This is a genomic window from Hymenobacter qilianensis (assembly GCF_014489555.1).
Classification (GTDB): domain Bacteria; phylum Bacteroidota; class Bacteroidia; order Cytophagales; family Hymenobacteraceae; genus Hymenobacter; species Hymenobacter qilianensis.
The window spans coordinates 4,534,364-4,556,500 of sequence record NZ_CP060784.1 but is presented as its reverse complement, the minus strand read 5'-3'; the positions used below and the strand labels follow the sequence as shown (position 1 = coordinate 4,556,500).

The 22,137-nt window shown below is 57.0% G+C and carries 17 protein-coding genes and 3 pseudogenes; 10 read left to right on the top strand and 10 right to left on the bottom strand.

Going from position 1 to position 22,137, the window contains the following annotated elements:
• Positions 1-42 precede the first annotated feature (42 nt).
• The 7 genes and pseudogenes from H9L05_RS25380 (at position 43) to H9L05_RS27055 (ending at position 9,302) form a co-directional block, all read left to right on the top strand.
• Positions 43-795, top strand: a complete 753-nt coding sequence (locus H9L05_RS25380) for a DUF4450 domain-containing protein (RefSeq protein ID WP_187732477.1) — start codon at positions 43-45, stop codon at positions 793-795.
• Positions 796-800: 5 nt separating this feature from the next.
• Positions 801-2,240, top strand: coding sequence for a DUF4450 domain-containing protein (locus H9L05_RS20585; RefSeq protein WP_262892586.1), 1,440 nt, complete (start codon positions 801-803; stop codon positions 2,238-2,240).
• Positions 2,237-3,388 (top strand): hypothetical protein, encoded by a 1,152-nt coding sequence (locus H9L05_RS20580; RefSeq protein WP_187732476.1) that lies wholly within the window; start codon positions 2,237-2,239, stop codon positions 3,386-3,388. Before H9L05_RS20585 ends, H9L05_RS20580 begins: the two co-directional genes overlap by 4 nt.
• A complete protein-coding gene (locus H9L05_RS20575) occupies positions 3,313-3,774 on the top strand; it encodes a hypothetical protein (protein ID WP_187732475.1) in 462 nt (153 codons plus the stop codon). Before H9L05_RS20580 ends, H9L05_RS20575 begins: the two co-directional genes overlap by 76 nt.
• A gap of 1,091 nt (positions 3,775-4,865) precedes the next feature.
• Positions 4,866-6,053, top strand: a complete 1,188-nt coding sequence (locus H9L05_RS24345) for a hypothetical protein (RefSeq protein ID WP_223284615.1) — start codon at positions 4,866-4,868, stop codon at positions 6,051-6,053.
• Between the two features lie 330 nt (positions 6,054-6,383).
• A complete protein-coding gene (locus tag H9L05_RS20565; RefSeq protein ID WP_262892585.1) occupies positions 6,384-7,904 on the top strand; it encodes a glycoside hydrolase family 28 protein in 1,521 nt (506 codons plus the stop codon).
• A 214-nt stretch (positions 7,905-8,118) separates the two neighbouring features.
• A pseudogene (locus H9L05_RS27055) lies at positions 8,119-9,302 on the top strand (glycoside hydrolase family 88/105 protein).
• 63 nt (positions 9,303-9,365) lie between these two features.
• Here H9L05_RS27055 and H9L05_RS24340 read toward each other — a convergent pair.
• From H9L05_RS24340 to H9L05_RS27050, 5 genes and pseudogenes are all read right to left on the bottom strand, one after another.
• Positions 9,366-10,322 carry a beta-galactosidase small subunit-related protein gene (locus tag H9L05_RS24340; RefSeq protein WP_223284614.1) on the bottom strand — a complete coding sequence of 319 codons (957 nt, stop codon included), beginning with the start codon at positions 10,320-10,322 and terminating at the stop codon, positions 9,366-9,368.
• Positions 10,323-10,375: 53 nt separating this feature from the next.
• Positions 10,376-10,633 (bottom strand): DUF4981 domain-containing protein, encoded by a 258-nt coding sequence (locus H9L05_RS24335; RefSeq protein ID WP_223284613.1) that lies wholly within the window; start codon positions 10,631-10,633, stop codon positions 10,376-10,378.
• Positions 10,634-10,655: 22 nt separating this feature from the next.
• Positions 10,656-11,591 carry a glycoside hydrolase family 2 protein gene (locus tag H9L05_RS24330; RefSeq protein ID WP_262892584.1) on the bottom strand — a complete coding sequence of 312 codons (936 nt, stop codon included), beginning with the start codon at positions 11,589-11,591 and terminating at the stop codon, positions 10,656-10,658.
• Positions 11,588-12,232, bottom strand: a complete 645-nt coding sequence (locus tag H9L05_RS24325; protein ID WP_223284612.1) for a sugar-binding domain-containing protein — start codon at positions 12,230-12,232, stop codon at positions 11,588-11,590. The genes H9L05_RS24330 and H9L05_RS24325 overlap by 4 nt, the downstream gene beginning before the upstream one ends.
• A 216-nt stretch (positions 12,233-12,448) precedes the next feature.
• A pseudogene (locus H9L05_RS27050) lies at positions 12,449-14,617 on the bottom strand (rhamnogalacturonan lyase family protein); the annotation flags it as partial.
• A 499-nt stretch (positions 14,618-15,116) separates the two neighbouring features.
• On the opposite strand from H9L05_RS27050, the gene H9L05_RS20545 reads away from it, so the two are divergent.
• The 3 genes from H9L05_RS20545 (at position 15,117) to H9L05_RS20540 (ending at position 16,748) form a co-directional block, all read left to right on the top strand.
• On the top strand, positions 15,117-15,752 hold the full coding sequence (locus H9L05_RS20545; RefSeq protein WP_223284611.1) for a rhamnogalacturonan acetylesterase: 636 nt from the start codon (positions 15,117-15,119) through the stop codon (positions 15,750-15,752).
• A 175-nt stretch (positions 15,753-15,927) separates the two neighbouring features.
• The gene (locus tag H9L05_RS24315) at positions 15,928-16,143 is read left to right on the top strand and encodes a hypothetical protein (RefSeq protein WP_223284610.1); all 216 of its coding nucleotides are present in this window, start codon (positions 15,928-15,930) and stop codon (positions 16,141-16,143) included.
• The gene (locus H9L05_RS20540) at positions 16,113-16,748 is read left to right on the top strand and encodes a GDSL-type esterase/lipase family protein (RefSeq protein WP_223284609.1); all 636 of its coding nucleotides are present in this window, start codon (positions 16,113-16,115) and stop codon (positions 16,746-16,748) included. The genes H9L05_RS24315 and H9L05_RS20540 overlap by 31 nt, the downstream gene beginning before the upstream one ends.
• Before the next feature lie 270 nt (positions 16,749-17,018).
• Here H9L05_RS20540 and H9L05_RS20535 read toward each other — a convergent pair whose 3' ends face one another.
• The 5 genes and pseudogenes from H9L05_RS20535 to H9L05_RS20520 form a co-directional block, all read right to left on the bottom strand.
• On the bottom strand, positions 17,019-17,984 hold the full coding sequence (locus H9L05_RS20535; RefSeq protein WP_187732474.1) for a glycoside hydrolase family 43 protein: 966 nt from the start codon (positions 17,982-17,984) through the stop codon (positions 17,019-17,021).
• Between the two features lie 11 nt (positions 17,985-17,995).
• Entirely contained in the window at positions 17,996-19,036 is a 1,041-nt protein-coding gene (locus H9L05_RS20530; protein ID WP_187732473.1) for a glycoside hydrolase family protein, read from the bottom strand.
• A gap of 1 nt (position 19,037) precedes the next feature.
• Complete coding sequence (locus H9L05_RS20525) at positions 19,038-20,372, bottom strand: rhamnogalacturonan acetylesterase (RefSeq protein ID WP_187732472.1); 1,335 nt, start codon at positions 20,370-20,372, stop codon at positions 19,038-19,040.
• A gap of 86 nt (positions 20,373-20,458) precedes the next feature.
• Positions 20,459-20,899, bottom strand: a complete 441-nt coding sequence (locus H9L05_RS24310) for an FAD-binding protein (RefSeq protein WP_223284608.1) — start codon at positions 20,897-20,899, stop codon at positions 20,459-20,461.
• Positions 20,817-22,107 (bottom strand): annotated as a pseudogene (locus H9L05_RS20520) (FAD-binding dehydrogenase). Before H9L05_RS20520 ends, H9L05_RS24310 begins: the two are co-directional and overlap by 83 nt.
• Positions 22,108-22,137 lie beyond the last annotated feature (30 nt).

Sequence of the window (22,137 nt, the reverse complement as noted above, 5' to 3'; positions counted from 1 at the left end):
TTTTTTGCGCCCTGGGGGCAAATTCACGGATAACGAAGCATAATGAGTAGGTACGACAGTAGAAAAAACCTAACAAGAAATTCGCTGCCGGCGCTGGTAGCTGGCTGGCTGGTGGTAGGCATGAGCTGTCTGCTGCCAATAGGCGCACCGGCGCAGTCGGGGCCGCCCGCTCCTCCGGCGCTTTGGCACGACCAGGCCCGCACCCTGCGCTACCGCCCCGACGGCTCCGACTTCGTCATTACCAACGGCAACAAGCGCTTTGCCCGCGCCCTCTACGGCACCAACACCGCCTTCCGAGTAGAAGCCGGCGACCTGCCGGAGTTTGCGCTTTACCTACCGGGCATGGGGGGCAATTTTAAGCTCGGTTTGATGATCGAAGGTCAAAGCAAGTGGCTGATCGAGGCCGAGAACATCGAGGCGCGCTACCGGCCTGGCGCGATGATCTACGAAGTGAAAGATCCGTTGCTAGGAGCCGGCAAGCTATACCTGGAAGTACTGGCCCAAGCCGACGCCGAGGGCATGCTGATCCGTGCCCGCTTCGAGAATGTACCCGCTACCAAAGTGCGCCTGCTGTGGGCTTTCGGCGGCGCTACCGGCAAGAAGTTCAGCCGCGACGGCGACATCGGTGCCGACCCCGAATCCAACTTCTACCTTAAGCCGGAGTATTGCCAAGGCAACGTTTTTGAGCTAAAAAACAACACCTTCCGACTAACCTACGGCTCCCCGCCGAAACCCCCGAAAAACGAAGACGCAGCGGCAAAAATGCCCCCAGCACCACTGCGCGCCCGACGCTGACAGGCGTGCTGCCACCAACTTCCGAAACCCACGTAGCTGATGCCGCTCAGCAGGCATCACCTGCCCAACTCTATGCTTCACAAGCATCAGCCACGCCGGTTCTTACGGGAGCCGTTAAGGTGAAAGCGGGGGAGGTACTTTACTTCGCTATTCAAAAACCGGAAGCAGCGGCGTTGCGCTACGCAGATTTGCCGCAGGCCTGGGCTCGTACCGAAGCTGCCCGCCAAAAGCTGGCCAGCCGCGTGCGCGTGCAAACGCCTGACCCCTACATCAATACCTTGGGCGGCGCGCTGAGCATTGCCGCCGACGCCATCTGGCAGGACCCCGCGTATCTGCACGGCGCTATTGCCTGGCGCATGCCTCTGAATGGCTGGCGCGGGGCTTACACCGCCAGTCCGCTCGGCTGGCACGACCGTGCCCAAACTCATTTTCGGGCTTATGCGAAGTCGCAGCTGACCAGCCCGGAAGTTGGTCCGTTGGTCATGGATACGGCCTTGCACCTGGCGCGTCATCAGGAAAAGCTGGGTACGGCAGTGTTCAGCAGCGGCTACATTTCGCGCAACCCCGGCGGCGATTTGCGCCCCCACCACTACGATATGAACCTGGTATACATCGACGCGCTGCTGCGGCATCTGCGCTGGACCGGCGACCTGACTATGGCCCGCGAGCTGTGGCCGGTATTGGAGCGGCATCTGGCCTGGGAAAAGCGCAACTTCGACAAGGATAATGATGGCCTGTATGATGCCTACGCCGCCATCTGGGCCAGCGATGCGCTCCAGTACAGCGGCGGCGCGGTCACGCATTCATCGGCTTATAACTACTGGGCCAATAAGCTGGCCGCAAAATTAGCCCCCCGCGTAGGTCAAAACCCCCAGCCATACCGACAGGAAGCGGCTAAGATTCACCAAGCCCTCAACGCCCGTCTGTGGATGCCCACTCAAGGCTGGTACGCCGAATATCAGGATGCGCTGGGGCTGAAGCAATTGCACCCCGCCGCCGGCCTCTGGACAGTATATCACGCCCTCGATTCTGAAGTGCCCGACGCTTTCCAGGCTTATCAGGCCTTGCGCTACGTGGATGCTAATATTCCGCACATTCCGGTGCGGGCCACTGGCTTGCCGGATGAAGGCTATCATCTGCTTTCTACCACCAACTGGCAGCCCTACGATTGGTCTATCAACAACGTGGCCATGGCCGAAGTGCTGCACACCACGCTGGCCAACTGGCAGGCCGGCCGCACGGAAGAGGCGTTTAAGCTCTGGAAAAGTGCTTTACTGGAAAGCATGTATTTGGGCTCTAGTCCGGGTAATATTCAGCAGGTTTCTTTTTACGATGCCCACCGGGGCGAGTTGTACCGCGACTTTGCCGACCCCATCGGCGTGACGGCCCGCACCCTGCTGGAAGGCTTATTCGGCATTGTGCCCGACGCGCTGGGGGCATTTTGACCATTCGCCCCGGCTTGCCAGCTGCCTGGAACAACGCCTCCCTGACGGTGCCCGACATTGACTTCGACTTCAAACGGCAAGGGCCACGCGATGCCTACAGCATTACGCCCCGCTTTGCCAAGCCCCTACAGCTCCGGTTGCAGGCGCAGGCCCGCGCCGAAAATATTCAGTCGGTAATCGTGAATGGGCAGGTTGCTACGTGGCAGTCAGTTGATACGGCCGTGGGGCAACCCGTCGTTGAAATCAGCAGCGCTCCTGCTGCCAAACACGAGGTCGTTATCACCTGGCAAGGCGCGGCCCCCGACACGGCTACGCTGGCTCCCGTGTACACCGTAGGCAGTCCGCTGGAAGTACGCTTTCCGCGCGCCACCATCACCAAGGTATTCGACCCCCAACAAGTGCTGCGCAACGCCACCCCAAATGGCTCGGTGCTAACAGCCCAGATAGCAGGGCAGAAGGGTGCCCGCACTGCCTTCGTGCAGCTCCGCCAGGGCGGACTTACCTGGTGGAAACCTCTGCCGATTGAGGTTCGGGAAGCAGTTGAAATCATTGCCGAAAAAGCCCCTCAGCCCAATGGAATGCGGTTCTTGGTCCAGAACAATACGAGCGATGTAACCGCGAAAGTAACCGTAGGCAACGGCCGCAAGCCCTACATAACAAACGTGAAAATTCCGCGCGGAACTACCGCCGAAGTAACAGTGCCGGCTGCCTCGGTGGTGCCGGGCTCTAATGTCGTGACGGTGGAATGGGACAAGGGCCGGGTGGTGGAGAAGGTAATAACCTGGGATTCGCCAAAGCCTGCCAAAACCCGCTACGAAACCATCAATCTGGCGCCTCACTTCAACGACCAGGTAACCCGAATTTTCCAAAACGAATACCTCTCGCCTCGCCCCGAAGGCCCCACACTTCAGCTGCCCACCCAAGGCATCGGCAACTGGTGCTACCCGCTCACCCAAGCCGTAATCGACGACACCGGTTTGCGCCAGCTGGCGGGGGCAAAAATGAAATCACGCTGCCCTGGGGAACGCCCTTGCGCACGCCCGGCGCGGCCGGAGAGAAGAACATTTTGTTCGTGTCGCAGTGGGATAACTACGCCGACCAGGCCACGGTGCCGCTGGGGGGCAAATCCAGCCACGCTTACCTGCTGATGGCCGGATCTACCAACCCCATGCAAAGCCAGCTCGTGAATGGCGAAGTGGTAGTGACCTACACCGACGGCACCACCGATACGCTGCCCCTGCGCAACCCCGACAATTGGGCCCCTATCGAGCAGGACTACTTCCAGGATGGTTTTGCCTTCGATACAGGCGCCCCAAAACCCTTTCGCCTGCATCTCAAAACCGGCCTGCTCACCCGCGATTTCAAGGATTACACCAGCATCAAAGGCTTCAGCACCCGCGCCATCGACGGTGGTGCTGCCACTGTGCTTGACATGCCCCTCAATCCCAAGAAAAAGCTTCGCAGCCTCACGCTAAAAGCCCTAGCTAATGACGTGGTCATCGGTCTAATGAGCGTGACATTGGTGCGGGAATAATAAGTACAAATATCAAATACAGAACGTCATGCAGAGCGCAGCGAAGCATCTCGCTCACGCCGTTAGATTAGTAATCCTACATCAGCACGCAAGATGCTTCGCTGCGCTCTGCATAACGTTCTTTTAATATCAAATTAGCCTATGCACCCTCTCCCGAAACTACTTCTCAGCCTACTGACTGGCGTCAGCTTGCCGCTTGTTGCTCAGCAAAAGCCAATTGATCGTCAGGCGCTGGTGGAGCGCCACCGCGTAATTATCACGAACACCGATACGCTCTCGTCGTTGTCGGTGGGCAATGGGGCGTTTGCATTTACAGCCGACGTTACGGGCCTACAAACCTTCCCGACTTACTACGAAAAGGGCGTGCCGCTGGGCACGCAGTCGGAGTGGGGCTGGCACTCGTTTCCAAATACGCAGGGCTACAAGTTTGAGCAAAGTCTGCGCGAAGTGGAATTGAATGGCCGTAAAGTGCCCTACGCGGTGCAGGTAAAGACGCCCGGCAACAAGGAAGCCGTTGATTTTCTGCGGGCCAACCCGCACCGCTTGCAGCTGGGCAATCTAGGCTTTGTGCTGCTGAAGAAGAACGGACAGGAAGCCACCATCAAGGACCTGCGCGACATCCGCCAGGAATTAAATCCGTGGACGGGCGAGCTGAAAAGTCACTTCACGCTGGAAAACGTGCCCGTCGATGTCGTAACTGTAGGGCACCAGGAGCAGGATGCGGTAGCCGCGCGCGTAGAGTCTGATTTAATAAAAACGGGCCGCTTGAAAGTAGCGCTGCGCTTCCCGTTCCCTACGGCCGGTTGGGCTGATATGGGCACCGACTACTCCAAACCCGATCAGCATAAATCAGCCATTGCCGAGCAGAAAAAAGGCACAGCGCTGATTTCTCACCAGCTAGATACCACCAAATACTACGCGGCACTAAGCTGGGCGCAGTCGGCAACTGTGGCGGCGGGCAAAGCGCACGAATTTGTGCTCACGCCCGGCAAAAGCGAAAAGGTGCTGGAGTTTAGCTGCCGTTTCTCGCCGCGCCCGCGCCCAACGGCCGCGCCAACATTTGCCGCTACTCGCCAGAATAGTCAGCAGCAGTGGGGGCTTTTTGGCGGAGCGGAGGCGCTGTCGATTTTAGCGGCACCACTGATTCGCGGGCCAAGGAACTGGAGCGCCGCGTTGTGCTCTCGCAGTACCTCACCAAGCTGCAAGGCGCTGGCTCACAGCCGCCCCAGGAAACGGGCCTCGTGCTGAACAGCTGGTACGGCCGTCCTCACCTCGAAATGCATTGGTGGCACTCGGCCCACTTCGCTTTGTGGGGTCGCCCGGCCTTGCTCGAAAAAAGCCTGACCTGGTACGCCCGCCCCGATGTGCAAGCCGTAGCGCGCGGCATTGCCAAACGCCAGGGCTATGAGGGTGTGCGGTGGCAGAAAATGACTGATCCCTGGGGACAGGAAGGGCCATCGTCGGTGGGGGCTTTTTTGATCTGGCAGCAGCCGCACTTCATCTACTTCGCCGAGGAAATCTACCGCCAGCGCCCCGACGCAGCCACGCTTAAGCTGTATCAGGACCGTGTGTCTGCCACGGCGGAATTTATGGCTTCGTATCCTTTTTTCGAGAAAGACAAAGACCGTTACATTTTAGGTAAAGGCGTGATTCCGGCGCAGGAGCGCTTCAAAGCCGAAGAGACATTCAACCCAACCTTCGAGCTGGTGTACTGGAATTGGGCCCTCAATATCGCCCAGCAGTGGCGCGTACGCCAGGGCCAGCCCCGCAACCCCAAATGGGATGCTGTATTGCAAAAACTATCCAAGCTTCCCCAGGCCAACGGCGTGTATCTGGCCACCGAAAGCGCGCCTGATTCTTACACCAACCCCGAGTTTAAAACCGACCACCCCTCCGTGCTGGCTGCCCTGGGCGTGATGCCCGCCACCGGCCAGGTAGACCCTGCCACTATGCGCCGCACCTTCGACCTGATCTGGAAAGATTGGAGCTGGGACAAAACCTGGGGCTGGGACTTCCCCATGACCTCGATGACAGCCACCCGCCTCGGCCTGCCCGACCGCGCCGTGGATGCTCTGCTCATGAAAGTGCGCACGAATACCTACCTGCCCAGCGGCCATAATTATCAGGAAGACCGCCTCCCCATTTACCTGCCAGGCAACGGTGGTTTATTAGCTGCCGTGGCCCTCATGTGCGCCGGCTACGACGGCTGCAAAGAAGCAAACCCAGGCATACCGAAAGGCTGGAAAGTACAGTGGGAAGGCCTAAGCAAAATGCCCTAGCGCACCAGATAGCAATTTGTAGAGACGCAATATTTTGCGTCTCGTCGATGAGCGACTTATGCCAGAACAAATGCGGCATGAACACCATCAGCAACGATTGAGACGCAATATTTTGCGTCTATACACCTCTTTTATTACCTAAATAAGTAATTCAAAAAAAGTCAAATACTTCATCCGCTTTCCCTTTGCTATGATCAAACGACTCGCTGTTTTTAGCCTTCTCGCTCTGCCTGTTCTGGCTTCTGGCCAAACCTCTTTTACGTCCAATTTGCCCCCGTCAAAACCACGTCCTTCCGGGCGGATACATTTTCGATTGCCAAGTACGGAGCTGTGGCCGATGGGGTAACTTCCAACACTACGGCCTTGCAGCAAGCCATTGACGCCTGCGGGCAGAAGGGTGGGGGCGTGGTGCTGGTGCCGCGCGGGCACTGGCGCACGGGCCCCATTGAGTTGCGCAGCAACGTGAACCTGCACATCGCAGCAGGTGCGCTGGTGCAGTTCAGCGATAAGATGGCTGACTACAAGCTGATTAAAACCAACTGGGAAGGTCTGGCCGCCGTGCGTAATCAGCCACAGATTTACGGCAAGAACCTGGAAAATGTAGCCGTGACCGGTAAGGGCATTGTCGATGGTGCGGGCGAGGCGTGGTACATGGTGCAGAAAGGCCGCTCGACGGAGTCGGAGTGGAAGCAGCTGGTGGCCTCGGGTGGCGTGCTGAATGAGAAGCAGGATCGGTGGTACCCGACGCCGCAAAGCTTGAAAGGCACGATGGTCAAAGAAGCGGGTGTGCTGAGCGAGGAGAAATCAGAAATCAAGGATTTTGAGGAAATCAAGGATTATCTGCGACCCGATATGCTGGTGCTCGACCACTGCAAGCGTCTGCTACTGGAAGGCGTGACGTTCCAGAACTCGCCGGCCTGGACCTTACACCCTATGATGAGCGAAGACGTAATTGTGCGCAACGTGACGGTATTTAATGGCCCTTACACGCCCAACACCGACGCGCTGGATCTGGAATCCTGCAAAAATGGGCTGGTGGAAGGCTCCACCTTTGACGTGGGCGACGATGCCATCTGCATCAAATCGGGGCGCAATGAGCAGGGGCGGGCGCGGGCTATGCCCACCGAGAACTTTATCATTCGCAACTGCAAAGTTTACCGGGCTCACGGCGGCTTCGTGATTGGCTCAGAGATGTCGGGTGGGGCGCGCAACATCTACGTATCCAACCTCACCTTTATCGGCACCGATATTGGCCTGCGCTTCAAAACCACGCGGGGTCGTGGCGGCGTAGTGGAGAATATCTTCATCGAAAATGTGGACATGAAAGACATTCCCGGCGAGGCTATTCTCTTCGACATGTACTACATGATAAAAGATCCCACGCCTCAGGTAGCAGGCTCCAAGGAGCGGCCCGTTTCGCCGGCCAAGCCAGTGGACGAAAGCACGCCACAGTTTCGTAAAATCCAGATCCGCAACGTGACCTGCAACGGCGCCAAAACTGGTATTATGGTGCGCGGCCTGCCCGAAATGAGCATCAAAGACATCAGCATTGAAAACGCGGTGCTGCAAAGTCAGCAAGGCCTAGTGTGTATCGAAGCCGACAATATTCAGTTGCGCAACGTGACGCTGCTAACGCAGAAAACCGACCCAGTAATGGAAGTGCACAACAGCCAGAATATCACCCTCGATAACATCAAATTTGCCCCCCAGGCAGCGGTGCTGCTGCGCGTATCAGGCGCCGATAAAGCGAAGAATGTGCTCCTCACAAATACGGATGTTTCGAAGGCCAAAACAGGCGTTGAATTCGGTCAAAACGTGAAGAAAAAAGCGGTAGTCGTTTCCAAAAAATAAGACCAAAGGCTTGGTAGAATTATCTATCAAGACCAAAGAGAATGTCATGCAGAGCGAAAGCGAAGCATCTCGCGTGATTAGTTGTTTAGCTTGGCAACATCAGCACGCGAGATGCTTCGGCTTTGCCTCTGCATGACGTTCAAATTTTGATTGTTAGCAAACTAATTACTGCGCTAGATAATCCGCAAAAAAGCCCCCCAGACGTGCATTCTATATGAAAAAAATCCTGCTGTTTCTGCTGTTATATCTGCTGCTCTGCCCAGCGGTTTTTGCCCAAAAGAAAACGGCTGCGCTGTCGCAGCGCATGGCTGATTCGTTTATCAAGCGCTACCCCGATTCGCTGGGATTGGAGCAGAATAAAGTGGCTCGCTGGGGCTACGAGCAAGGGCTAATGCTAAAAGCCATTGAGCGCGTGTGGGAGCGCACCGGCGACAAGAAATACCTCGACTACATCGTGCGCATCATGGACTATTCTATCGGCGAGGATGGCTCCATTCAGCGCTATAAGTACGAGGACTTCAACCTCGATAACATCAACACGGGCCGCATCCTGCTTACCCTGAGCCAGCAGCCGGGCTTACAGCAGGAGAAGTACCGCAAAGCCGCTCACCGCCTGCATCAGCAGCTGGATGCGCAGCCGCGCACGAAGGCCGGCGGCTACTGGCATAAGCAGCGCTATACCAATCAGATGTGGCTCGATGGTTTATACATGGCTGAGCCGTTTTCCGCCGAATACAGTAAGCTGTTCAAGCAGCCCAAAGGGTTCGACGAAGTCGCTAAGCAGTTTGCGCTAATCGAGAAAAACCTCGTTGATGCTAAGACTGGCTTGCTTTACCATGGATACGATGAGAGCCGCACGGAGCAGTGGGCCAACAAGCAAACCGGCCTATCGCCTAACTTCTGGGGCGCGGTATGGGCTGGTACGCCATGGCGCTGGTAGATGTGCTCGATTACTTTCCCAAAGACCATCCGGAGCGGGCAAAACTCATCAAATATTTGCAACGTTTGGCGCAGGTATTAGCCAAGTATCAGGATCCCAAAACAGGTGCGTGGTGGCAGGTTTCGGACCAAGGTAGCCGCGCGGGCAACTACGTAGAAGCTTCCGCTTCCTGCATGTTTGTATATGCGCTGGCCAAGGGCGCCCGCTTGGGCTACTTAGATAAGTCTTTCCAAAAAGTGGCCGACAAAGGCTATCAGGGCATTCTAAAGCAATTCGTGCAAACTGAACCTGATGGACTTGTGACTTTGAATGGCACGGTGAGCGTGGGCGGTCTGGGGGGCAAACCTTACCGCGACGGCAGCTACGAATATTACCTGAGCGAGCCCATCCAGAAAAACGATTTCAAAGGCGTGGGGCCGCTTATTATGGCCAGCATAGAAATGGAGATGCTGAAGTAGGGGAGAACTTCACTAGGCCGTCATGCAGAGCGGAGCGACGCATGACGTTCTGGTTATTACTTTCTAAAATAAATCGTTTTTGGCGGGCACTGTGTAGGGTTGGGGCGTGCCGGTGGTTTTGGGCAGGCCGAAGAAGAAATACAGCGTGCGTTTGGTGGAGCCGTTGAGGTGGTTTATCTCGCTGTTGGGACCCAGGTTTTTCGTGTTCGTGTCGAGGTTCAGGGCTAGCTTGGTGCCCAGGGGTGGAATGGCATCGAGGAAGGATAAATTGCCCCCCGGCAGGTCGGGGCTGGGTTTTATGCCCGAAAGGCCGTAGAAATCGAAGAGGCGCACGAACAGACCTTTGTCGGGGCTGGCGACCAGGAACTTGCCTTCTACGGTGTTCATTTCCAGCCAGGTAATGTCGGCGAAGTAGCCCTTGAACTCAGGGTAAATCCAAGGAGCGGCGCCCGTTTGAGTGTTGTTGTAGGCGTTTTCCCAGACGTCGGTGTTTACACCTTGCATGCGGTTTTTCCAGACACGATAGGGGCCTTTGCCCAGCCATTTGGCGCTTATCACGAAGTTTTCGGGGTAGGTGAAGCTCAGGCCCGCGAAGGGAAAGTCACCTTGCAGGGCGTACTCATAATCGAGCTGAAGCCAGCCGCTGCCGTACATTTTCCAACGTACCGTTTTGAGGTCGCCCTGGTAGCTGGCTTCAATAACTTCTCCGTCGGATTCGGTGCGGCGGCGCAGGCCGGTAAACTTGGCCTGACCGGCCGCTAGAACGGGGCCGTTGCCGAAAGAAAGCTTGTCGCCGCTGTTGCCTTTCAGGCCCGTGATGTGGCCGTTTTGTTTATTCCAGGTTACGGTGATATTGCTGGCTTTGAGCGTGAGGGTGCTGTCGGTTTCGGTTGTCTCAATAGGCTGTTTTTCCTTTTCCTGGAGCGTCAGCACATTGCGGAGCAGCTGTTTATTGCCCCCCGTCGACCACGTCCACTTGTACACCAGATTCTTTTGTGGGTCGAAAGCTGAGAGTACCAAGGCATCGTAGTTTTTCCAGTCTTTGGGTAAGCCGAGTTTGATTTTGCCCTTCGCTAGGGGGCAATTTTGGGGCTTTCCACGCGGCTTTTTTTCATGGTAGTCGAACCAGTAAAGGTTTCGCCGGGCTGGCGATGATTCACTAGTTCCCACTGAAAAAAGCACTGGCTAAGGTTGTTGAAATGGTAGCGGTTTTCGACTTCAAGCGTACTGTTAAACTTATTTGGCAGCTCTTTCAGATCAATCTTGATGGGGGTGAAAATCTCGCGAATAGCATAGAAGCTGCCTTCCTTTTCGCGGTGCGGACCCACCACGCCGTCGGGGCGTTTACGCCATTCACGTCGATGATATTGCGCTGATCCGTGCGCACGATGCCTTCATCCACCAGGGCCCATAAAAAGCCCCCGCCGAGCGTTGGGAAGCCCAGTGCAGCTCCCAGAAGTCGTGCAGACCCACGGCCGCGCCGCCGTCGTCTTGGGCGTGCAGAAACTCCGTGGGCATATAGATGAGCGAATCAGCCAGGATTTTCTGCGAGCTGTAGTAGTTCTCGTAATGGTTGCAGTCGATGCCGTTGTGCTGGTTGCCTGGGCGATGGTGGGCGTGAATGACGGGGCGGTTGGAGAGGTCGTGCTGGCCGTAGTCATCGTCCAGTTCTTTGTTGTGGCCGCCCTCGTTGCCGTTACTCCAGAAGATGATGCTGGGGTGGTTCACGTCCTTCTGCACCATCTCCTGCACCAGCTTAGCGCCGGCCGGTGTGCTGTAGGCTTTCTGCCAGCCCGCCAGCTCATCGAGCACGTATAGGCCCAGCGAGTCGCAGAGGTCCAGGAACTTAGCGTCGGGTGGGTAGTGCGACATGCGCACGGCGTTCATGTTCATTTCCTTCATCAGCTGCACATCCATCAGGTGAATGGAGTCGTTGAGCGTGCGGCCGGTTTCGGGCCACCAACTGTGCCGGTTGATGCCTTTGAATTTTACCTGCTTGCCATTCACATACACGCCCTTGCCACGACGAATCTCGATGGTGCGAAAACCGAAGCGCTCCGAGGTCTGATACAGATTTTGCCCCCCAGCCTGCATAGCCACGTTCACGCGGTACATATTCGGGGTTTCGGAGGTCCAGAGCAGCGGCTTGCTGACGGTCGTTTTCAATTGAATCAGCGTGTCCTGGGCATTGGCCCGGCCCCGCGCCGTGCCTACCACAGCGCCTTGCGCATTTACGATATCAGCCTGCACATCGGTGGCCTGGCGCAGTCCTTTCAAGGCTACGTTCATCTTGAACGAGCCGTCGGCGCGGGCGTCAATTGCGAGGTGGGGCTGAACTGCTTGGGAAAAGCTTCGAGATAAACGGGCCGGAAAATGCCGCCGAAAATCCAGTAGTCGGCCAGGCGCTCGGCGTTGTTTACGGAGGCGTCGGCCGACATTTTGCTCACCGTTACTTCCAGCACATTGGGCTTGTCGAATTGCAGCTTGTCGGAAAGGTTGTACTTGAAGCGGTAAAAAGCCCCCTGATGAATTGGGCCCGCAGACTGCCCGTTGATTTTTACCTCCGTGTCCGTCATCGAGCCCTCAAACACGATGAATACCTCCCGGTCGCGCCACTCGGCGGGCACCTGGAAGGTGTGTTTGTACATACCTTTCTCGTCGGCGAAGCGGAAGTTTTTGCCGTAGGTTTTGTAGTCGCGGCCGTAGTTGTAGCTGCCGAAGCCCTGCTGCTCCCAGCACGATGGGACCTGAATCTTGGTCCAAAAACCGCTTTTTCGGCCGCCGGTGCAGTAAAAATCCCAGGTGGCGGTGTGCGTGTTGTCGGTGCCGGAAAGGTAGCGCACCTGCTTTTGCGTGGGCGCCTGGGCGGTGGCAACACCGGTCCAGAGCAGCGTCAAACAGGTAAGCCAGGTCAGCAGATTGGTTTTCATAATCAGTAGCTCAGAAGGGCAGAAGAGGCGTTTGGTAAGCCAACTTAGGCCAGATTTCCGCTACCTGCTACCTGTACTATCCTGCTTCGGCCGGATGGTGGATTTTATGCGCTCACAATGGCGAGTCGGCTCTCCTTAGTCACACACTCAGCAAGCACAAAAAAAGCCCCCAACTCTACAGTCGGGGGACTTTTTCGCTGGAATACTAAATGCTTATTCCTTTGACACTTGCAAGGATTCAACGCCCTCGGTGGTATGCACCTTCACTACGTACATGCCGGCCTGAAGACTGCTGCCTACTTCTTTTCCATGCTTGCCTTCGCCCTGCTCCACCACTTGCCCGAAGCCGTTGTACACTTCATAGGTGAAGTCGTGCTTGGAAGCAATTCGGAAGGAGTTGGTAGTAGGATTAGGATAGACGGTAGCCTTGCCTTTCACCTTGTTTGGGGCTGCTGGGCTTGCACTTGCTATGTCCATGTCGGAGCCCAGGTAGAAGCTCGTGTGCGGTGGCTGGTTGTAAGCCACGTTCTGCCAGGCGATGCTCAGACGATACTGAGGGTCGTGCATGAGCGTGGTGAGGCGGTACTGAGTTGGAATGGTGGTCGTGAAAATCAGCAGCTCCTCATCGTTTGCGTTGCGCCAGATAACCTCTTCCCGCCAGTCGCCAAACAGGTCGGCGGAGAGGCCGGGATTGGCCTTTGTAGTGTTGTTCTGGGCCGCCCCGAACGTTGAGGCTGAAAGCATACGCTCCGATTTGCTGGTTTCATAGTTCCACTTGTCAATGGAAGTGCCGTCCAGCAGCTCACGCGACAAGTCGCCATCCCACCAGATAGCGAAGTTTATGCTGGGGCGGGAAGTGGTGATTTGTTCGCCTTTGGCCGAAACCAAACCGCCTCTGGAAGCCCAGGCTTCGAAGCCCTTATAGCGCGGGTCGATGTCGGCGGCCAGGCCGCGGCCTACGTCACCCTGATTAGGGCCAGGCCATCCCCAGATAAGCTGCCCGGTGCGGGCGTCGCGGAAATCGGCGGGGGCGCTGCCATACGCTTTCTGGTCTTCGTGGGGTGAATAAGCCTCCAAGCCGGGGCGGTCGGGGTCCATGTCTGACACGTGCAGCGCATCGCCGTGGCCGCGACCCGTGGAGTAGATTCCTTTGCCATTATCATCAATAGCGCACGAGCCGTACACGATTTCGTCTTTGCCGTCGGCGTCTATATCGGCTACGCTGAGGTTGTGATTGCCTTGGCCGCGGTACGCCTTATTGCCGGGCGCGCTTGGGTCTTCCGTATCGAAAGTCCAGCGCTGGGTGAGTTGGCCATTCTTAAAATCCCAGGCTACCAGCACCGCCCGAGTGTAGTAGCCCCGGCACATCACCAGGCTCGGGTTTACGCCGTCGAGGTAAGCCACCGCCCCAGGAAGCGGTCGACGCGGTTGCCGTAATTGTCGCCCCAAATAGCGTTTAGCTCAGAAGTTGTTGGGTTGTCGCCCTTGGTGGGGTGGCGCTGGGGCAGGTAGGTCACACTTGGGTAAGCGGCGCCCGTGAGGCCATTGAACACGGTCAGGTATTCGGGGCCGCGCAGAATGTAGCCGGCTGAGTTGCGGTAGTCGGCGTTGGCATCGCCCAACACCTTACCCTGACCGTCGATGGTGCCGTCAGAAGTTTTGCAGGCTACTTCCGCCTTGCCGTCGCCATCCAGATCGTACACCATAAACTGCGTGTAGTGGGCGCCGGCCCGGATGTTTTTGCCCAAATCAATGCGCCACAGCTGGGTGCCATCGAGCTTATACGCATCGAGGTACACGTTGCCGGTGTAGCCGCTCTGCGAGTTGTCTTTCGCGTTGGAGGGGTCCCACTTTACAATAATCTCGTAGGTGCCATCACCGTCCACGTCGCCCACCGAGCAGTCGTTGGGGCTATATGTGTAGGGGCCGCCCGCGTTTGTGCCGCCCGCGGGCCGTTGCAGCTTCAGCGTTTTGTATTGTTGGGGCCAAACTGTGGCCAGCTCCGGTTTCGACGACTCCTCTCCGTGGTCAGGGCCGCCATTGCGCACGGCGCGCACGAAATAAGTAGCATCGGGGGCCGAAGCAGCGGTTGCGTCTACCCAGTTGGTGCTTTCGGTGATGGGTTTGGCGTTTAGTTTCACCGCTTCGCCATCGGGGCCTTTGCGAAATAGATTGAATCCCACTTTGGCGTTGTCGGTTGCCAGAAGGCGCCAGCTCACGAACACCTGGCCATCGGGTAGCTTCACCGCCACAATGCCACGATTGAGCTTCTCCAGTTGCCGCTGCGCGGCCTGGGGGGCTTTTTTTGGGCCCTGCGCCATACTCACGACGGGCGTGCTCAATGCAGTCAGCATCGCGCACATGGCTACATTGCGGTTGAGCCATTGTAAGTTTCTAATCATAGAAATAGAGTTGGAAGTGAAAATGGGTATAGGTCGGAAATACCAGCCCGCCAGATGGGTGCCCTGGTACTTATCAAATGTGATCTATAAAATACCGGGAAGTGTCCTGCAGTGTCCTGCGTATAATATTTTAATGATCAGTGTATTCTGACTGTTGCCGTGGGCTTTGTCTGGCCTTTTCAGGCCTTGAGGTTTGTCTCAATTGCCACTCAAAAACAGCTTATGGTTGCGCTGACGGCGCTTGGTTGGAGTTGTCGGCTTGCTGTTCGCCCCAGGCTGGGCACGGAGAGTACAGGAGAGTTTGGGCGGGGCGAAGCTTTTCCTTGTGTATGCTTCCTGATGCCGCCCTTTATGAGAAACACGTTCGTACTGCTCGTCCTGCTTTGCTGCCTTACCGCCTTCGTGCATTCGGCGAAACCCAAGCCCACGCTTTACCTCATCGGCGACTCCACGGTGAATAACTCGCACTTGCCGCAAATGGGTTGGGGAAGCAAGCTGGGGGCTTTTTTGACACCACCCGCATCACTATTGCCAACCACGCCATGGCCGGGCGCAGCACCCGCACGTTCGTGTCGGAAGGCCGCTGGCGCCGCGTCGATTCGCTGCTGCGGCCCGGCGACTTTCTCATCATGCAGTTCGGCCACAACGAAGGCAGTGAACCCGATACTACCAAGGCCGGGCGGCGCGGCGTACTGCGTGGTACGGGCGAAGAAACCAAAGACCTGACCTGGCCCGATGGGCGCCAGGAAACGGTGCATACCTACGGCTGGTATCTGCGCTCTTTTATTCGGGGGGCAAAAGCGAAAGGCGCCACGCCCATCGTGGCCTCCATGATTCCGCGCAACCAGTGGAAAGATGGCAAGGTGAAGCGGGCCAACCAGGATTTCGGCAAATGGGCTGCCGAAGTAGCTCAGCAGGAAGGCGTACAATTCATCGACCTGAACAGCATCACAGCCGACAAATACGACAAGATGGGCCCGGAGGAAGTAGCCAAATTGTTCGCCGGCGACCACACTCACACCAACGAAGCCGGCGCCCGCATCAATGCCGAATCGGTAGTGGCCGGAATCAAGCAAATCAAGCGTTTGCCTTTGCGCAGCTATCTGGTCGAACGATAAGCTCTTAGCAATTAGAACGATGTAGAGACGCGTACTTGCGTCTAATCGTTGAACGACCGAAACCGCGCCAACTAAACAACATCAGCGACGATTAGACGCAAGTATGCGTCTCTACATGCTGCATTATTTATCACCCGCCGCAACAATGAAAATCACGCGGTCAGCCTCCTCTTTCATGAATAGTTTCTTCGCAAAAATGCCCCCCAAAGGACTTGGTATACTGCTGGCTTTCTTCCTGTTTTTCTCCCTGGCTTTTCTGCCCAAAGAGCGGCCAAAACCCACCTTGTATTTGATTGGCGATTCGACTGTGAAAAACGGCAAAGGCAATGGCGACGGCGGCCTCTGGGGTTGGGGGCTTTTTTGCCCGCACACTTCGACACAACCCGCCTAGCTATCCGCAATGCAGCCTTGGGCGGCACCAGCAGCCGTACGTTTCGCACCAAAGGCTTGTGGGCCGATGTGCAGGCCAAACTCAAGCCCGGCGACTTTGTCATCATGCAATTCGGCCACAACGACAACAACCCCCTGGCCGACACGGCCCGCGCCCGCGGCACCATCCGCAGCAACGGCGACGAAAGCGAGGAGATTTATAACCCCATCACCAAGCAGCAGGAAGTAGTACACAGCTACGGCTGGTATTTGCGCCAGTACATTGCCGAAGCCAAGGCCAAAGGTGCCACAGTCATTGTGTGTTCCCTCATTCCGCGCAATCAGTGGCAGGATGGCAAAGTAAAGCGTGCCTCCACCGACTACGGGCGGTGGGCCGCCGAAGCAGCCAAACAAGGAGGCGCCTTTTACATCGATTTAAATAGCCGTGTGGCCGATAAATACGACGCTGAGGGCGAGCAAAAAGTGCGTGCCACCTACTTCAACGCCCAGGACCACACGCATACCATCGAGGCCGGCGCGAAACTGAATGCTGCTGTTGTAGCCGAAGGAATACGCGACCTCAAAAAATGCCCCCTACAGAAGTATTTGGCAAAGAAAGCGGGCTAAATGCTACAATAGAACGTCATGCAGAGGGGTAGCGAAGCATTTCGCGTGCAGTCGTTGGAATAGTAAAATCAACCAAAAAGGCGGTCATGCTGAGCTTGCCGAAGCATCTCTAATAGTTAGCCTCAAAATCGATGCAACAAAGCGGGAGAGATGCTTCGGCAAGCTCAGCATGACGTATAGTAATCCTGCGTCAGCACGCAAGATGCTTCACTGCGTTCTGCATGACGGCCGACTAATGAAATGAACGCCTCTGCGTTAGCACTGCAACATCTACTGTTTTAGCAGCAACTCCAGTTCCTTCTGCGTCACTTGAATCACGGTGCCGTGGCGGGCACCGGTTGGAAAGCGTACTTGGTCGGAAACGTCGGTCCAGGTTTGGAGGTCATCGGAGCGGACGGCGCCGTACTTGTGCTCGGTGTATTTATCGAAATACACCAGCCACTGCTTGCCTAGTTTAATGGCGGTAGGCCCTTCAGCCCAATACTTGACGGTAATAGGAGTAGAGGCTTTGCTGTAAGGACCAATCAGGTTATTGCTGAACGCCACCTTAAGCTTCTTTTGGGCCGGCTCGCGAGTTTCGTCTTTCAAAATCATGATGTAGCGTTTGCCGTCGCGCTGAATGGTGGCGTCGATGGAGTTAAAGCCGGGCTCATATAGCAGCTTTGTGTCGGTAAAAGTTTTGAAGTCCTTGGTTGTGACGTAGTAAATGCGGTGGTTGTAGGCTTTGTCGGCGGTGCTTTGGGTTTCAGGAAATTTGCCGGTGATGGTGGTAGCCCAATAGATTAAATACGTGCCGGTTTTTTCGTCCAATGTGATTTCCGGAGCCCAGCAGTTGCGCGCTTCCGCCTCGTGCTGCATCACCGGAATAAACCGCTGCGCTGACCAGTTCACCAGATCATTGGAGGTGGCGTAGCCGATGCCCTTATCGTTCCAGCTCACCGTCCAGACCATGTGAAACAGGCCATCCTTGCCCCGAATCACGCAGGGGTCGCGCATGAGCTTGTCCTTGGCCACGGTGGGGCGCAGAAAGGTGCTGTCTTTTTTTAGCGCCGACCAGGTGTAGCCATCCTGGCTGTGAGCCAGGTGGAGGCCATCCTGCCCGTTGCCTTTGAAGTAGGCAAATATCAGCGCCTGTTCTTTGGGTAAAGGCTGTTGGGCAAAGATATTCGAGTACAGAAAAAAGCCAACGAAAAGCAGGAAAGCCTTAGCGTTTTTTGAGGAGAGAAATTGCGGCATCTGGGGGCTTTTTACAATCGTTTTTTGGAATGCTTGGTGGGCTTTAGCTGAATATAAGTGGGCTGGTCCCGGTCGCAGGTGAGCTTGCCGTTGATGTAGTGCAGTTCGGCTACTTGTATCAGGCTGCGCTTGGTGGCGATGGTGGCGGCCGCGGAGGGTGTGCCTTCGGTGCGGCCGGGATGGGTGAAATAGAACAAATAAGCTCGGTCGCCCTGCACTACCACGTCGGGGTGGCCGCCGATGGCCTGATCTTCCGGGCCTTTGCCGGGCAGCTCCACGAGGCGTTCTTCCTGCGGCTGCCACTGCTGCAAGTCGGTGGAACTGTACACGCCTAAGCCCTTCCACTTGTCGATGATCATCCAGTAGCGGTCATGCCAGCGAAACACTTTGGGGCCTTCGCCGCGCTCCTTGAGGGCCAGACCTTTATCCTGCCACGTGTACAGGTCGGGGCTGTCGGCGTAGTAGATAGATTTGCCGTCGCGCTCGTTGTTATACCACATGCGCCATGTGGCATCGGGGAGGCGAAAGACGCTGGCATCAATCACCTTATCGGTAATGAGAGGCAGGGTCGATTCGTACTTCCAGTTCAGCAAATCGGAGCTGGTGAGGTGCAGAATATGGCGCGGGTGGTTCCAATCAGTAAATATGCCCGGCACATAGGTCAGAAACATATGGTAACCACCCTGAGCGTCCTCCACGACATCAGGCGCCCAGTGCGTGTATTGCGGGGTAGGGCGGTAGTTGATGTTGGCCGTATCGCGGTAGCTCCACGTGGCGCCACCATCCACCGATTCGGCAATGCTGATGCGCGTGCCGTGCACCCAGGTTACGCCTTCGGCAGCGGGGTCGGTGGCGCGGCGGTTGGTGTAAAACATAAACCACTTTTTCTGCTGCTTATTCCAGATCACAACAGGGTCGGCGGCGCCGTCGAAAGTAGGGTCACGATACAGCGGCTTAGCCGCCAGCCTGCCAGACGGCCGGCGCTGCGCCAACGCATATGTGGGGGGCAAAATTGAAAGCAAAAGCAGGCAGTAGAAAACGTGTTTTATCATGCTAATTGCCATCAGGTTTTATGGTGTCGGTGCGCGGACTTTCGGCCCATTGCCAAGAGGCCAGCGCATCTGGTCTGGTGGGTGAAAAAGGCGGGGTGTCATTCCTCAGAAACTTCACCAAATCCAGCTTGTTGGCCTTGATGCCCTCCGCCACGCATTTGGCAATCTGGTAGGCGCCATACGGACTGAAATGGGTGTTGTCGGCCAGGGCCTGCGCCTGACCCGGATAGGCATTGGCGGGGTAATGCACGAAGGCTTTTTTCGATTCTTCCACACCTATCGTTTCGTAGAGCGTTTGGGTCATGGCGGTGAGGTCGATGAGGGCCACGTTCTCGGCGCGGGCGACGTTGCGGGCGGCTTCGGGGTAGTCGCCGAGGCTGTTCTCAATCTTGCCATCGGGGCCGAACGAGCGGCGGCTGGTAGAAGTCAGAATAACCGGAATTCCGCCCTTCTTTTTGGCTTCGGCTACGAACAGCTTCAGGCGCTCGGTGTAGGAGTTGTAGGCGCCATCCTGGGGGCCTTTTTCCTTCTGATCATTGTGCCCAAACTCAATGAAAAGGTAGTCGCCGGGCTTCATGATGCTCAGTGCTTTTTCCAGGCGCCGCGAGCCCAGAAAGCTGCCCAAGCTTAGGCCCGATTCGGCGTGATTGGCCACGGCCACACCGGGCTTTAGAAAGCGCGGCAGCATCTGACCCCATGAGGCCCACGGTTCGTACTCCTGATTGACTACGGTGGAGTTGCCGGCCAGAAAAACCGTTACGGCGTCAGGTGCAGGCGTTATTTCCAAAGAACTCAGGCAGGTAGTAGCGCCGTTAAATTCCAGCGTCAGCTTGTTATCCCAATCCAGCTTGGTTAGCTCCCGCGGCTTTAAAGCCACAGAATTGCCCCCCAGGATCTCTCGGCTTTTGATGTTGATAGTAAACGTGTGCGTGCTGAATTTGCCGGCCGCGGTTTCCGTCTTTTCCAGCAACAAGCGGCGCGATTCCGCCTTCACCGACGTAGACGAGCGTCCCTTGGCGTCACCCAGCGTAAAGGTCACATTGTAGTTGCCCTCCGGCAGATCGACGGAGAAATAAAACGGCTTGTCGCTGGTAACAAAATCGCTTTTCAGCGCATCTTTTCCGCCCCGGTCGACGGCCTTGACGGTGGTGTTGAAATCGAAGCCGTAGCCTTGGTCGGGCGTGTAAAGCGCAGAGGGCAGAATCTGCTGATAGCCCGGCGCGGTTTTACCCGATCCGAAATCGAATTTAAAGCTGGTTTTGGTCGGTTGCGCGGCCGTGCTTTCCGCCAGCAGCAGACTAACCAAGCCAGCCAATAAGAGGCGTGTGCGTTTCATATAGGCAGTGGCAGCTACGTGAACGTGCCAACGAACTAAATGTAAACGCCGCCTCGTTGGTAGCTTCCCTGTACTGTAGGGTGCGGCTAAATAACGGCGTGCGCCGCGGCGCGGCCGGCCACGCGGCCCGAGAAGAGGCAGCCACCCAGAAAAGTGCCCTCCAGGGCGCGGTAGCCGTGCATGCCACCGCCGCCAAAGCCCGCTACCTCGCCCGCTGCATATAGGCCGCGCACGGGGTTGCCGTCTTCATTCAGCACCCGCCCGGAAAGGTCGGTTTCGAGGCCGCCCAGCGTTTTGCGGGTGATGATGTGCAGGCGCACGGCAATGAGCGGGCCAGCGGCGGGGTCGAGGAGGCGGTGAGGCTTGGCCGTTCGGATAAGTTTGTCCCCCAGGTAGTTGCGAGCACCGCGCAGAGCCGTTATCTGGCTGTCTTTGCTGAAGGGGTTATCCAGCTGCCGGTCGCGGGCCCGGATTTCGCGCTCCAGCGAAGCCAGATCGATCAGGGGCGCTTCGGTCAGCGCGTTCATGCCCGCACGAGGTCGGCCAGGTTGTCGCGTACCACAAAGTCGGCGCCGTGCTTTTTGAAGGCTTCGACGGGGCGGGCGCAGCTTTGCCGAAGGCGCGGCCTAGGGTTTGGCGCCAGTCTTTATTGGTCAGATCAGGGTTTTGCTCTGATCCGGAAAGGGCAAACTCCTTGCGCAGAATACGTTGCGTGAGCACAAACCAGCTGTAGTCGTGGCCCGTTTGGCGCAGGTGGCGCAGGGTGCCCAGCGAGTCGAAGCCAGGGAACAGGGGCACGGGCAGGCGGTTGCCGTGGGCATTGAGCCAGAGGGAAGACGGGCCAGGCAGAATGCGAATGCCGTGGTTGGGCCAGATAGAGTTCCAGTTCTGAATGCCTTCCGGGTAGTGCCACATGCGGTCCTGGTTGATTAAATGCCCCCAGCCGCCGCGCTGATGCCCAGCATGAGGCCATCGACGTGGGCCGGCACTCCCGATAGCATGCTTTTGGGCGGCTCGCCGAGGCGCGTGGGCCAGTTTTGCCGCACCAACGCATGATTGGCCCCAATACCGCCCGACGTAACGATAACCGCCTGCGCATAAAACGCGAAATCTCCCACGGCTATACGGGAGCTTTTCTGCCCACGCAGCACGTCGCTGGGCTCCAAAATTTCGCCCAGTACGCCGTTCACAACGCCATTTGTCACGATTAGCTCTTCTACCCGATGGCGAAACTTGAAGGTAATCAGCCCGCGCTTTACAGCTTCCCGCACGCGGCGCTCAAAGGGCGCCACCACGCCCGGCCCGGTGCCCCATGTCACGTGGAAGCGTGGAACCGAATTGCCGTGCCCGATGGCGCCATAGCCGCCGCGCTCAGCCCAGCCCACTACCGGAAAAAAGCGCATGCCCTGCTGGTACAGCCAGGAGCGCTTCTCGCCGGCCGCAAAGTCTACGTAAGCCTCGGCCCAGCGCCGGGGCCACTTGTCCTCGGGGCGGTCGAAGGCGGCGGTGCCGAGCCAGTCTTCCAGGGCCAGGGCGTGCGAATCGCGGATGCCGAGGCGGCGCTGCTCAGGTGAGTTGACCAGAAAAATGCCCCCAGCGACCAGAAAGCCTGCCCGCCCAGACTTTGCTCGGGCTCCTGGTCTAGCAGTAGCACGCGCTTATTCGCGTCGGCCAACTCGGCAGCGGCTACCAGGCCCGCCAAGCCGGCACCAATGACAATAACATCAGCTTCCATAGGCAGAATGGAACAGGTACAAGTACCGAA